The sequence below is a fragment of the Lactobacillus sp. XV13L genome (assembly GCF_059900875.1).
In genome coordinates this window covers 101,392-114,384 of sequence record NZ_JBWXGD010000005.1, presented here as the reverse complement: position 1 = coordinate 114,384, position 12,993 = coordinate 101,392, and the positions used below count along the sequence as shown (strand labels likewise).

11 protein-coding genes and 1 riboswitch are annotated in these 12,993 nt (G+C 47.7%); of the genes, 7 read left to right on the top strand and 4 right to left on the bottom strand.

The window, feature by feature from the left end:
- From AC2JF6_RS04665 to AC2JF6_RS04655, 3 genes are all read left to right on the top strand, one after another.
- Positions 1–265: hypothetical protein (locus AC2JF6_RS04665; protein WP_500729624.1), on the top strand; the 265-nt coding region annotated here is incomplete at its 5' end.
- 86 nt (positions 266–351) lie between these two features.
- Positions 352–1,320, top strand: coding sequence for a helix-turn-helix domain-containing protein (locus AC2JF6_RS04660; RefSeq protein WP_500727659.1), 969 nt, complete (start codon positions 352–354; stop codon positions 1,318–1,320).
- A gap of 106 nt (positions 1,321–1,426) precedes the next feature.
- The gene (locus AC2JF6_RS04655) at positions 1,427–2,281 is read left to right on the top strand and encodes an SDR family NAD(P)-dependent oxidoreductase (RefSeq protein WP_500729622.1); all 855 of its coding nucleotides are present in this window, start codon (positions 1,427–1,429) and stop codon (positions 2,279–2,281) included.
- A gap of 841 nt (positions 2,282–3,122) precedes the next feature.
- On the opposite strand, the gene guaA is transcribed toward AC2JF6_RS04655, so the two are convergent.
- Complete coding sequence (gene guaA / locus AC2JF6_RS04650) at positions 3,123–4,673, bottom strand: glutamine-hydrolyzing GMP synthase (protein ID WP_500729621.1); 1,551 nt, start codon at positions 4,671–4,673, stop codon at positions 3,123–3,125.
- 275 nt (positions 4,674–4,948) lie between these two features.
- Here guaA and AC2JF6_RS04645 point away from each other — a divergent pair, with 275 nt between their 5' ends.
- From AC2JF6_RS04645 to AC2JF6_RS04635, 3 genes are all read left to right on the top strand, one after another.
- Positions 4,949–5,710 carry a hypothetical protein gene (locus AC2JF6_RS04645; protein ID WP_500729620.1) on the top strand — a complete coding sequence of 254 codons (762 nt, stop codon included), beginning with the start codon at positions 4,949–4,951 and terminating at the stop codon, positions 5,708–5,710.
- 68 nt (positions 5,711–5,778) lie between these two features.
- A riboswitch (purine riboswitch) is annotated at positions 5,779–5,876 on the top strand.
- Positions 5,877–5,951: 75 nt separating this feature from the next.
- On the top strand, positions 5,952–6,530 hold the full coding sequence (locus AC2JF6_RS04640; protein ID WP_500729618.1) for a xanthine phosphoribosyltransferase: 579 nt from the start codon (positions 5,952–5,954) through the stop codon (positions 6,528–6,530).
- Positions 6,530–7,837 (top strand): nucleobase:cation symporter-2 family protein, encoded by a 1,308-nt coding sequence (locus tag AC2JF6_RS04635; RefSeq protein WP_500729617.1) that lies wholly within the window; start codon positions 6,530–6,532, stop codon positions 7,835–7,837. Before AC2JF6_RS04640 ends, AC2JF6_RS04635 begins: the two co-directional genes overlap by 1 nt.
- Positions 7,838–7,938: 101 nt before the next feature.
- Here the strand turns inward: AC2JF6_RS04635 and AC2JF6_RS04630 are convergent, their stop codons facing one another.
- Positions 7,939–8,868 carry a phosphotransferase gene (locus tag AC2JF6_RS04630; protein ID WP_500729616.1) on the bottom strand — a complete coding sequence of 310 codons (930 nt, stop codon included), beginning with the start codon at positions 8,866–8,868 and terminating at the stop codon, positions 7,939–7,941.
- Between the two features lie 67 nt (positions 8,869–8,935).
- Positions 8,936–10,510 carry an ATP-binding cassette domain-containing protein gene (locus tag AC2JF6_RS04625; protein WP_500729615.1) on the bottom strand — a complete coding sequence of 525 codons (1,575 nt, stop codon included), beginning with the start codon at positions 10,508–10,510 and terminating at the stop codon, positions 8,936–8,938.
- 271 nt (positions 10,511–10,781) lie between these two features.
- Between AC2JF6_RS04625 and AC2JF6_RS04620 the strand changes: the two genes are divergently transcribed.
- Entirely contained in the window at positions 10,782–12,197 is a 1,416-nt protein-coding gene (locus tag AC2JF6_RS04620; protein ID WP_500729614.1) for a C69 family dipeptidase, read from the top strand.
- A 137-nt stretch (positions 12,198–12,334) separates the two neighbouring features.
- Here AC2JF6_RS04620 and AC2JF6_RS04615 read toward each other — a convergent pair whose 3' ends face one another.
- The gene (locus AC2JF6_RS04615) at positions 12,335–12,988 is read right to left on the bottom strand and encodes a class II aldolase/adducin family protein (RefSeq protein WP_500729613.1); all 654 of its coding nucleotides are present in this window, start codon (positions 12,986–12,988) and stop codon (positions 12,335–12,337) included.
- Positions 12,989–12,993 lie beyond the last annotated feature (5 nt).

Below are 12,993 nucleotides of genomic sequence, written 5' to 3'. Positions count from 1 at the left end.
ATCAGAGAAGTCCAATGGACTTTTTTATTTTTTAATCAGCGCAAGTGTTCAACTTTATTTTACAATTAACCGTTTACTTATATTTTACAATTTGCCAATTATAAAAATAAAGATTGTCAACATTTCCTTAAATGAATTACATGTAAGAGAAGAGGAATTCTACTTTGCAACAGTGATCTGCAGGAGCTATTCAAGTAAAGGCTTCATTCATTTTGTGGCACGAAACGAAAAGCATATGGCGCTTAATAACATTTCGTTTGCTTGAATTATTACCTATAATAGAATAAAGTAAGGAAAATTATTGTCAGGGAAAGTTAGAATTATCATGGCAATATAAAGGAGCGAATCAAGATGAAAGTTACGATTTCGAAGCAATTTCAAGCATTTATTCAGGAGGTTGGAGTACAGCTGGACGATCTTTTGGAACGAGCCTCTATTCCCAACGTGTTATGGAAGGAAGAATTAGAACTATCCCCTGGGGATTACGTGAAGTTTCTAGGGGAGTTAGACAAGGATATTACCGATGAACAAATTCTCGCTTTCAGTGAAGTGAAGAATATTAATAACTTTATGCCACCCTTTTTTGTGGCACTCTGTGCGAAAAATTCCCGGGAAGCCTTTCACCGCTTTGGCTTGTACAAGCAATTGATATGTCCCTTAGTCGTGTCTATCGATGAACAGTCAGAAACGCTGACCATTCAGTTAAGTTTTGGTATTGAAGGTGCTGATATGCCTCGGTTTACTCTGTTAAATGAACAGCTAGCTCTGCTTAGCTTAATACGTACAGGGACAGGAAAAGATATTGTTCCGGTGAGTGTTACTAGTCCTTATGAGTACAGTCAACTATTAGTGGATTATTTAGAGGTACAACCGGAATTAGCAGATCACAATTCCTTGGTATTTCGCACAGAGGATGTACAGATACCGTTCATCACCCAAAACAACGTGATGTGGGAGTACTTGGAGCCGGAGTTAAAACGTCGCTTAGAGGAGCTATCGAAAGATCATTCTTTTTTAAATCTTGTGGAAAAGGCACTCTTTACCGCCATTCCCAGTGATCGATTTTCTCGGGATGAAGTCGCAAAATCTCTAGGGGTTAGTGTGCGGACCATGCAGCGGAAATTAAAAGAACAAGGAGTGACCTTTGCGCAGCTGGTGCAGAAGGTCCAAAAATTGTTAGCTCTAAGTTATATGGACACCCAAGAGCTTTCTACCGGAGAGATTGCATATTTGGTGGGTTATAAGGAACCGGCTTCTTTTTCCAGAGCCTTTAAGAATTGGACTGGCCAGACGATAACTGCTTATCGGGGAACTTTATGAAAACAAATGAATGGCTCTTTTGGCTATGATAAAGGCACGTTATGTTATTCATTTTTCGCGTCAATCTTTTTATAATTAAATGGAAAGAGATGGGAGGAAGTATATTATGAACGGAAAAACAGTAATTGTAACCGGAGCAAGCGATGGAATCGGAAAAGCTATTGCTACTCAAATGAAGGAAAAAGGCTATCAGGTGGTGATTGTCGGTCGTTCATCAAAAAAAACCATGGCTGTGGGTAAAGAGCTAAATGTTCCTTACTATGTCACAGATTTTACGAAGTTAGACGAAGTTCGCAAACTAGGTCAAGCATTGAAGGAGAAATATCCGAAGATTCATATTCTCTTTAATAATGCTGGGGGGATTTATGGCAAACGGGTGGTAACGGTGGATGGTTTTGAAAAGACCTTTCAAATTAACTACTTGGCCCATTTCTTATTGACTCAGATTCTTTTTGACAATTTGGTTGCTGGACACGCTACAGTAATTAATACCTCTAGTGTGGGGAATAGTGCTTTGAGTAAGTTAGACATCAACGATTTAAATATGGAGAAAAAATACAGTAATACTAGCGCTTATGGGAATGCAAAACTAGAAGTGATTCTTTTTGCCAAGGAATTCACCAAACGATACGGAAATTCAGGCGTCTCTATGGTAGCTTTCCACCCAGGGAATGTGTTGTCAAACTTTGCTTCAGAAGCAGAAGGGTTTATTCATGGAATGTACAGTTTTGCTCTTCGGTCCAAGTTTGCTCAACGGATTTTTTCCATGATTCCGCCTGATCAAGGAGCAGACACTGGTGTGTGGTTGGCAACAACACAACCAGGAAAGGATTGGCAGCCGGGACAATATTATTATAAACGTAAGATTGCTAAACCTCATAAGTTAGCCAATGATTCTGAAGTTGCTCGCTCTTTGTGGGATCAAAGCGAAAAAATGGCTGGTGTCGTCTATCCAAAGTAATACTTTTTGAAAGAATGAACTTGGTAGTAAGAAGGTTCTGCTTGTAATCTAGTGCGTTTACTCTATGTAAAGAAAGTGAGGGAAATTATGACCGTTCAGTATGATTTTACAGATAAATTGGCCCTAGTTGTAGGTGGGACTGACTGGCAGCGCTGCTTAGGTATCTGACTTTGACCTGGGCATGGCCGTTGTGCCAGATATGAGCTGAATGGCAGTAAGGACAGGCAAGCAATTTAAGGGTGCAGTAGCAGACTTTAGTTTCAACGTTATTAACTGTTTCCAAGACCACCTGGTTAATTTCTGGGTGTTTAATGTTGAGGAAAAGTTTAATATAATTAAAGTGAGAGGTTATAATCAAACTCCTAAATAGATCTGAAGAGTAGTGTCAAAAGATATATGGCAAGAGGGCTTAGGGCCTCTTTTATTGTACCCAAAAAAGTCCTGCCAATAGCATATCATAGAAACTAGTCTAAGATATCTATACAGGATTTATTAAAGAGCCTATAAAATAAGGCTGTACTAGTTTGACTTGGTACAGCCTTATTTTTTTAATGTCAGTTTGCTACAACTAAAAATTGAACTTAAAAGTGTTTTGTCAAAAATTCATTTACAATTCCATACGTCTGATTGAATTTTTTAATTCTAGGATTTAAGAACATATCACACGTTCTCTTCCAATTATTATAACTGATACCTAACAAGTGACTATTCATCATTCCAATCACCTTCTCTTATGACTAAAAAGACCCCTAGTATAACTAAGAGTCCTGGTAAACAACCATGTTTGTAGATAAGTTTTTATCTAATTTAGTTCATACAAATCTAAGTAATATGGCTAATTTTATTCCCACTCAATCGTTGACGGTGGCTTGCTCGTCACGTCGTAGACCACGCGGTTGACGTTGGGCACCTCGTCCACGATGCGGGTCGAGACCTTCTGCAAAACGTCCCACGGCAGACGGGCAAAGTCAGCCGTCATGCCATCGACCGAAGTCACGGCGCGGATGCCGATCGTGTAGTCGTAGGTGCGGCCGTCGCCCATCACGCCAACGGAGCGGATGCCAGGCAGCACCGTGAAGTACTGCCAGACCTCTTCTTCGAGGCCCGCCTTTTTGATTTCAGCGCGCAGGATGGCGTCGCTTTCGCGCACGAGCGCCAATTTGTCCTCGGTCACCTCGCCTAATACGCGGATGCCTAGACCCGGGCCCGGAAACGGCTGCCGCCAGACCAGGTCGTGCGGAATCCCCAGCTTTTCGCCCAGGACCCGGACCTCATCCTTGAACAGCTTGCGCAGCGGCTCGATCAGCTTGAAGTGCATGTCCTTGGGCAGGCCACCGACGTTGTGGTGGGACTTGATTGTCTGCGCGGTGTTCGTGCCACTCTCAATCACGTCCGTGTAGAGCGTGCCCTGCGCCAGGAAGTCCACGCCGCGCAGTTTTTGCGCCTCTTCGCTAAAGACCTCGATGAACTCCTTGCCGATGATCTTGCGCTTCTGCTCCGGGTCGCTGACGCCGGCGAGCTTAGTCAAAAAGCGCTCCTGTGCGTTCACCCGGATAATGTTCACGCCCAGGTCACGGTTCAAGGCCGCCATCACCTCGTCGCCCTCGTTTTTGCGCAACATCCCGTGGTCGACAAAAATCGCGGTCAGCTGGTTGCCAATCGCCTTGTGCAGAAGCGTCGCCGTGACGCTTGAGTCAACGCCGCCGGACAGGCCCAGAATAACCTTCCTAACGCCCACCGTCTTTTTAATAGCAGCAACCTGCAATTCGATAAAGTCGTCCATCGTCCAGTTGGCGCGCGCCTTGCAGACCTTGAAGGCGAAGTTGCGCAAGATGTCCAGCCCGTACTGGGTGTTGCGCACCTCGGCGTGGAACTGGATGCCGTAAAACTTCTTGGCGTTGTTAGCGATAGCGGCAATCGGACAGTTCTTGCTCGAGGCGACCGTCACAAAGCCGGGCGGGGCCTGCTTAACCAGGTCGCCGTGGCTCATCCAGACATATTCTTCTTGGGGCAGCCCGCTGAAGAGGACGCTGCCGGTGTCCTCAACTCGGATGTCGGCGCGGCCGTATTCGGAATTTGCTGCCCGCTCGACCCTGCCGTCCAGGTAGTAGGACATCAGCTGCATGCCGTAACAGATGCCCAGGATTGGTATCCCCAGGTCAAAAATCGCGGGGTCGACCTTCAGTGCGCCCGAATCATAGATGCTGTTGGGCCCACCCGAAAAGATGATGCCCTTGGGGTTGATTGCCCGAATCTTGGCCATGCTGATGTCGTGCGGCAAGAGTTCGGAATAGATGCCAAAGTCCCGCAGCCGGCGGGTAATTAGCTGGTTGTACTGGCTGCCAAAGTCCAAAACAATGATTTCGTCAAAATCGTGCTCGTTTTCTTTCACTGTGCTCCGGTCTCCTTTAATAAAGCAAACAATAATCACTTCAACTCTACTAAGAATTGCACCCACGGTCAACTCTTTTTAATCAGATTTGTATTTTTCACGAATTATTTCCTACCTATGCCCAAATTAATTCGCATTTGTCCCTTTTTGAAACTTACAATGTTCTACCATTACGGCACCCTTTCAAATGCAGATTGATGCGGCCACTATTATGCTAAAATTGACTTAGCTTGTTTTACTTAGAATATGACAGTTGGAATTAAGGAGTTATTTCTATGGCTAAAAAATATATGAGTCAGCATACCAGAACACGTCATACTTATCGCTTTTTCAAAGAAAGACGTAATGATCCCAGGTGGCATGATGACTATGTGCGAGTACATTCATTACGTACACGTTCGTTGGTGATTCAGGCTGTATTATTAACTATGCTTATTACTGTGGGGTATCTTTTCTGGCAACATAATTTTACTAATCAATCTAATTCTGTCCATGAAAATAGGATTAATTCTGCGCAGAAAAGTAAAATTAATCAAAAAGAAATAAAAAATACCGATCAGCATCGTTCAGAGCAATTAAATGGAACACAGCATCAATCGGCTTCTGCTAAACCCAAGCAATCTGAGCACCGCCAAGAAAAGTTGACTAATAACCAAAGAATAGTACAAAATTTCCTGATTAACACTGGCTATCAAATTGAGCCTATCTTATTTAATAACGAGCCCATCACCCAGGCAATGGACGAAGGCAAGGCTCCACAGAATTCTGTGCACGATGGCTTAATGACAGTATACTTTGTTGATTCTTCAACTGCTCTAGAAACTTTCATAGGCACCTATAATCCCAAATTCAAGACACAGTATCATGTCACAGAAAACGAGTTGGTAATTGGAAAACATCATATTCCATACAGTATTAGTAATAACCATGTATATTTTAGAAACTGGGTAGAAGGCTTTGAAAATCATAAATATACTTATAAATTTACTCCTGATCCAAATGCTAAAGAATTTATCGATAGTAAACCAAACTCATGATTTTTGAAGTGCTTCATTGTCCGTGATCTTGCGCCTTGCACTGGGCCTTTTTCTTGTGGTAGAATGCAGGCACAAGGAAATATCAGGTCTATATATTGCCGAAATAAGGTCGGCAGTCTCTACTCAGAACCGTAAATTCTGAACTATGGCCAATCAAGGCGGTAGCAGCTCACGCTGCTCTCAGGGTCTTTTTTGCCATAGTTGTGGTAGAAAGGGCCCTTTTTGATTCAAGGAGGAAAACGTGAAGCTATTTGAAGACCGCATTCGCCGCGACGGTGAAGTATTGCCGGGCAACGTACTGAAGATCAACTCGTTTTTAAACCACCAGGTCGACCCCGAGCTGATGATGGCAACGGGGCAAGAATTTGCAGAACTTTTCGGGGATGAGGGCATCACCAAGGTTCTGACCTGCGAAGCATCCGGGATCGCACCCGGACTGATGGCCGCTTACCAGCTGCACGTGCCCATGGTTTTTGCCCGCAAGAAAAAGCCCTCGACGCTCAACGATGCGGTCTACTGGGCCGACGTCTACTCCTACACCAAGAAGGTGACTAACCAGATCTGCGTCGAGCAGAAGTTCCTGCACAGGGAGGACAAGCTCCTAATCATCGACGACTTCCTGGCTAACGGTGAGGCCGTCAAGGGCATGATCAACATTGCCGAGCAGGCGGGCGCGGATATTGCCGGCGTCGGCGTCGTGGTGGCCAAAACCTTCCAGGGCGGCAGCGATTGGGTCCAAGAACACGGCTACCGGCTCGCAGCCCTGGCCAAGATTGACCGCCTGGCCGACGGCCAGGTGCATTTTGAAGGAGAGGAATAATGCAGCAAAAAGAAGTCAGCCACCAAAAAGCAGCCGTTTTAGGTCTGCAGCACCTGCTTGCCATGTACTCCGGGGCCGTTGCCGTCCCGCTTTTAATCGGCGGGGCGCTGCACTTTTCCGCCGCCCAGATGACCTATCTGGTCTCAATCGACATCTTCATGTGCGGGCTCGCCACCCTGCTGCAGCTAGTCACCAACAAGTTTTCCGGCATTGGCTTCCCCGTGATCCTGGGCTGTGCCATCCAGGCGGTCGCGCCGCTGCAGATGATCGGCCAGAAGTTCTCAATTAACGACATGTATGGCGCAATCATCGCGGCCGGCATCTTCGTCGTCCTGATTGCGGGCGTCTTCGCCAAAATCAAGAAGTTCTTTCCGCCAGTGGTCACGGGAACGCTGATCACCACAATCGGTCTCTCTCTCATCCCGGTTGCTGTCCAAAACATGGGCGGCGGCAGTTCCCAGGCCAAGAGTTTTGGCAGCGGTCAAAACCTGCTGCTCGCCTTTGCCACCATGTTCATCATCCTGGCACTGCAAATCTGGACCCGGGGCTTCATGCGGTCCATCTCCGTTCTGATTGGGCTGATCATTGGCACTGCCATTGCCTCCTTCATGGGCATCGTCTCCTTCAAGCCCGTCCTTGAAGCTTCCTGGTTCCACCTGCCGCAGCTCTTCTACTTCGGCGTGCCCCACTTCGAGTGGTCATCGAGTTTGACCATGATTATCATTGCCCTGGTTTCGATGGTCGAATCGACTGGCGTCTTCTTTGCCACCGGCGACCTGCTTGACCACCAGGTCACCGAGGAAGAACTCAAGAAGGGCTACCGCGCTGAGGGGATTGCCCAGATCTTCGGCGGCTTATTCAACGCCTTTCCGTACACAACCTTCTCGCAAAACGTGGGCCTGCTGCAGCTGTCGGGCATCAAGACCAAGCGGCCAATCTACTGGGCAGCCGGCCTGCTCATGGCCATGGGGCTTTTGCCTAAGATCGGCGCACTGGTGACCATCATCCCGACGCCCGTTCTCGGCGGGGCCATGCTGGTCATGTTCACCATGATTGCCGTTCAGGGCATCAAGACCCTGGCCAAGGTCGACCTGAGTGCCAACAGCAACGTCCTGATCATCGCCATCTCCGTTGGACTAGGCCTGGGCGTCACGATCTACCCGCAATTTTTCCAAAATCTGCCTGCAACCGTTCAGCTCTTCCTGAGCAACGGGATCGTGATTACCAGCCTGTCGGCCACAATCCTGAACCTGCTACTCAACGGCATCGAGGTCAAGCCAGCCGATCCGGCCACAACCATCTCCTAGAATTTTTCCAATCACAAAAAAGGTGTCTTTCCTCGTGGAAGGCACCTTTTTATGTCCGGTAGATTGCGGCATTCCGGAAATATGGAGGCTCTTCGTGCCCCCTAGTCCGCCTTGATAATGCTATTCAAGATCTGGGGTGCAGGCCGCGCCGCGGCCCCAGCCGGCTGCTTGCCCAATAACCCTGACTCGTTCAAAAAACACTCAACCGTTGCCAGCATCTGCACGCCGACGGCCTTGAACTCGGGGTCGCTGATTTTGGCCGTGTACTTCATGATGCCGACGGCCGAAAGCAGAATCAGCAGGGCCTGCGTGACCGGAAGGACCTCAACCTTGTTTCCGCCAGCCGCATACCCCTGCATAAAAGCCCGAATCAGCTCTTCATTTAAGGCAAAGTCCTGGTAAAAAAGTTTGACAAAATCCTGGTAGTTAACGCCCAGCCGCGCCCGTTCAAAATCAATCAGGGTCAACTTACCGTCAACCAGCTGATAGTTGCGCACGCCGACGTCACCGTGCAGGACAAAGCGGGAATTGGCCCGGATATCCTGCTCAACCTGCGGCTTGACCTTGGAAAAGCCGGCAAAAAGAGCGCCCAAGCGTTTCTTAATGGCCGATTCGTCCATGCTGGCAATGTCTCCTTGCATCTTAGCAAATAAGTTGTCCGCAGTAACGATACCGGCAAACGGCCTGACCTGAATGTGGAAGTTAGCCAGCTGCGTGCCCATCTCTGCTGCCAGTTCATTCGTAATTTTACCCGTCAGGGCCCGCGGAGCCAGGTCCGTCATGACCAGTACAAATAGTTCTGGTGTCGTCGCGAGCGTAAAAGACTCAAGCACGCGCTGGTTGAGCTGCACGTTGACCGCCTTCTCGGTCACAAGTTTTTGCCGCTGTAAAAAGACCTTGACGAAGATTTGCTGCTTGTGCTTTTGGCTGTAACCAACAAAGGTGCTGTTTAAAGACTCGTGGTCAATTGGAACTAACTGGGCGCTTAGCGTCCGGTCCAGTGCCTGCTTAAGTTTTCTGCTTCCTACCATATAATTGGTCCCCTTGAACAAAGGAGCAGCTCCTTTTCGAACCGCTCCTGTTAAAATCACTCAACACCTAAACGTAGTCGTTAAAGTCGATGACCTGGTCGTAACGGGTCAATTCTTCCGGCTCGTAGTGGTGGATCACCTCAATAAACGTGTGGTCCGAATCAAACAGGTAATCGTGCACCTGGTTTGATGTGGCCTTGTCCAGCGAGGCGTTGACTTCATCCAATAAAAGAATTTGGCGTTGGGACAGAATTGCCCGTGCCAGTTCGATCCGGGAGAGCTGCCCGCCCGACAGCTGGTCGGCATTGTCGCCCAGTTCGTAGTCCAGGCCCTTGTCTTGGATTAGTTCGCCCAGACCCACACCTTGGCAAACCGCAAGCACTTCTTCTTGCGGAATCTCCACGCCTAAGGTGAGGTTGAACCATAGCGTATCCGCAAAAATCACGGCACTCTGACTCGAGTAGGCAAAGAGGTTGGTAAATTTGCCCGGCGCTACCGGCTTGTGGTTGAGCACAACTTGTTTGGCCTGGCCATAATCACCGTACATGAGAAATTGCAATAGCGTCGACTTGCCAGCGCCTGATGGACCAATGATGGCCACCTTTTGACCCTTTTTAATAGTTAAGTCGATGTTGTTGGCCAGCTTTTGACCCTGACGGGATAGGCTCAGCCCCACAACTTCCAACTCTGCAAAGCTCGCATGTGTCGCCGCTGAACTTGCCCCGTGACCGTCAGCCTTTTGGCAGAATTGGTCGATCCGCTTGACGATGCCCTTGGTCGTGGACAGGTTGTTGCGCTCGTTGAGGATCTGCAGGATTGGGTTAACAAACGAGTTCGACAGCTGAATAACGCCGAAAAGCGCGCCCAGGGTGGTGAAGCCCTTGATTACAAGGATGATGCCGACCGCGAAGGGCACAAGGAACGTGCCGCCCATGACGATGATGTTGAGGTAGGCGTTCGTGTTGTCCTTGAGCAGGTTCATCCGCGCCAATTTATTCTCAAGCAAATTGATGATACCCCGGTCACGCTCAACGGCATTGTCCTGCCGGTTGTAGAGGTTGAGCGTGCTCGTTCCCGCCAGCGTGTTCTTGGTCTGGTTGACGTACTGGTCATTGGCCTTGGTCCAGCCCTCCGAAGCCCGCTGAATCGGTTTTTGCAGGAAGTTGGACACGATCATCGGGATGAGCGAGCCGGCAAAAAACATGATCGTCAGAATGGGATTCAGATAGAGCGCGTAACCTAGGGCGAGCAAAACCGTGTAAAAGTAGGTCAGAATCGAAATCTCGGCCTCGTAGCGGTTCGTTTCCAGCAGCTTAAAGTCGTTGGTCAGAAAGCCCAGGTTGCTTGCATCCTCGCTGCTGCTCAGGAGCATCCCCTTGAGCACCTTGGTCCGCAGCTTGACGTTGGTCTGCTTAATCGCGTCCGCCTTCAGGTAATTGAAGGTGAGGTTGGCAAACATCACGAGAATCAGCGCAATAATCACCTGGATGAAAAATAGCGGTAGCTTGCCAAACTGCTTGTCTGTTGCCATGTTGGTCAGCGAGCCGACCATGTAGGCCATAATAATGTTGGTCGTGCTGGTAATCAGTCCGAAGACGTTCAGCCAGAAGAACTTTAGGTGCGAGTAGTTTTTAAAAATCATGTTTGCCTCCCACAATAAACTGATGAATTAATTAATAATAATTATTTAACCCTAATTTTTTTGTAAAGTCTAGTTCATTTTCGCAAGCGGTCAAATATGATGTCTAAGCGGTCCCCACTTGGCCGGCAAAAAGCAGTCCCTATGCATGCTAGCCACTAGCATGTTCACTTATCCACCGGCAACAATTTAACAAAGTTCGTTTCATTTCTTTGCAATTGCACACTTATTTTTAATACAATAGAAAGATAAGAAACTTGAAAGGATCGATTTTATGAAAAAAGCAGAATGTACAACAATTCTTGTCGGCAAAAACGCCTCGCTCGACGGTTCGACGATGATTGCCCGCAGCGAAGACGGCGGCCGCGAGATTATCCCGGAGGGCTTCGAGGTCGTGACGCCGGAAAAGCAGCCTCGCCACTACGAGAGCGTCATCAGCCACCAGAAGATTGACGATGCCGACCTGCCGGCTAACCCCTTGCGCTACACCAGCGCACCCGACGTGTCCGGATACAGCGGCATTTGGGCAGCTGCTGGCATCAATTCCGCCAACGTGGCCATGACCGCAACCGAAACCATCACTACCAATTCCCGGATTCAGGGCATCGACCCGCTGCTGGAGCATGGTGGTCTTGGTGAAGAAGACTTTGTGACCCTGACTTTGCCTTACCTGCACAAGGCGGTCGATGGCGTCAAGCGTGTGGGTTACCTGCTGGAGAAGTATGGCACTTATGAAATGAACGGCATGGCCTTTGCCGACCACGATGAAATCTGGTACCTGGAAAGTATCGGCGGTCACCACTGGATTGCCCGCCGGATTCCGGATGATGCCTATGTTGTTGCACCCAACCGGCTAAACATTGATGAATTCCACTTTGGCCAGGACGGCTTCATGGCCGACGAGGGCCTTGAGGACCTGATTGCCGAGTATCAGTTGAACCCAGATTCTGACGGCTACAACATGCGCCACATCTTCGGCAGCTCGACGGTCAAGGACGCGCACTACAACAACCCCCGGGCCTGGTTTGTCCACAACTACTTCGACCCTAACTTTGGCGGTCAGCCAGGCGACCAGGACCAGCCCTTCATTTGCTGTGCTCCCCGCAAGATCAGCATTGAGGACATCAAGTGGATTGAGAGTTCCCACTACCAGGACACGCCATACGACCCGTACGGCGATTTAGGCACGCCCGAGCAAAAGAAATCCTTCCGGCCCATCGGGCTCAACCGCAACTTTGAAACGCACATTCTCCAGGTGCGCAATAACGTTCCGGAAGAAATTGCTGGTGTCCAGTGGCTGGCCTTCGGCCCCAACACGTTCAACAGCATGGTGCCATTCTATACCAATGTGAGCGACACGCCTAAGCGTTTTCAGACCGGTCCCAAGTTTGACCTGAAGCAAATCTTCTGGCTCAACAAGCTGACCGCCCAGCTCGGCGACACCAACTTCAAGGTATATGGCGAACTCGAAACCGACTTCGAGCAGAAGTCGCTGGCGCAGTGCCACCACATCCAGCACGAAACCGACAAGGAGGTTAAGGGCCTTTCCGGTCAAGCGGTTGAAGACGCGTTAATGGCGGCCAACCAGAAAATGGCCGACCAAGTCTACGACAACACTGTCGAGCTGCTCGGCAACATGGTTAAGGAAGGTCACAACTTGATGACCTTGAAGTTTGACTTATTGGACTAATATTTTAAACTAACATTTTAAAACAGCAAAACAGCGACAAGTGATTGAACTTGCCGCTGTTTTTTGATGTGCGAATTTAGTTTAAATCTTTATTTCAATGACTTCATAAGCCAGTAAATATATTTAGTTCTTAACAATTATTTATCTTCTTTTGGCTGCCCATAATTTTCAAACTTTTTAGCCACAGTATCCATTTCCTCATTAGTTAGTGCAACAGGTTTACCAACCGATTTTGAATATACATATAATTTACACAAAAATTCAATATTTACAGCATTGCCGAAAGCAGATTCGATCGAACCACCAATGGCTAAGAGACCGTGATTAGCAAGCAAGATTCCATTATCGTTATCCATAACTCGGTAAGCTTCCTCAGCAATTTCAGGTGAACCGTAAATCTTATAGTTTGTACATTTAAGTTCTTTACACATATCCGCAATAACATAGTGAATAGGTGGAACATTTTTACGAAGACAAGACATTGCAGTTGCAAAATCAGCATGTGCATGGACTACTGAAAGAATACCAGGCTTATTCTTATAAAAAATTGAATGCATAGCATACTCACTAGAAGGCTTACAATTTCCTTCTTTGATATTACCATTTAAATCCATAACGACTACATCCGCTAATTTTGTATCATAGTAATTAATACCTGATGGACTAATTAACATAACTTTATCTTTTGGAATGTAAATACTTAAGTTGCCACCTGTTCCAGTAGTTAATCCTTTATTAACAAGCTCTTTACCAAATTCCACAATTTTTTTACGTTCATCAATGTAATCCATAATAA